The organism is Neisseria sp. P0019.S003 (genome assembly GCF_051957115.1).
GTDB classification, from domain to species: Bacteria; Pseudomonadota; Gammaproteobacteria; order Burkholderiales; family Neisseriaceae; genus Neisseria; species Neisseria flavescens_D.
In genome coordinates this window covers 1-440 of record NZ_JBQCWT010000100.1, presented here as the reverse complement: position 1 = coordinate 440, position 440 = coordinate 1, and the positions used below count along the sequence as shown (strand labels likewise).

General features: G+C 49.1%; 1 pseudogene. It reads left to right on the top strand.

The features are described from left to right. A pseudogene (locus ACTHTS_RS11285) lies at positions 1-440 on the top strand (F0F1 ATP synthase subunit beta); the annotation flags it as partial.

The window sequence follows — 440 nt, the reverse complement described above, 5'->3', positions numbered from 1 at the left end:
AGGTAAAGGTACTTTGGGACGTATTGTCGATGTATTGGGTACGCCTGTTGATGAAGCAGGTCCGATTGATACCGACAAACACCGTGCCATCCATCAGACAGCTCCGAAATTTGATGAACTGTCTGCGACTACTGAGCTGCTGGAAACCGGCATTAAAGTGATTGACTTGCTGTGTCCGTTTGCCAAAGGCGGTAAAGTAGGTCTGTTCGGTGGTGCCGGTGTAGGCAAAACTGTCAACATGATGGAATTGATTAACAACATCGCCAAAGCACATAGCGGTTTGTCCGTGTTTGCAGGTGTGGGTGAGCGTACCCGTGAAGGTAATGACTTCTACCACGAGATGAAAGATTCCAATGTATTGGACAAAGTGGCGATGGTTTACGGCCAGATGAACGAACCTCCGGGTAACCGTCTGCGTGTAGCCTTGACCGGTTTGACGA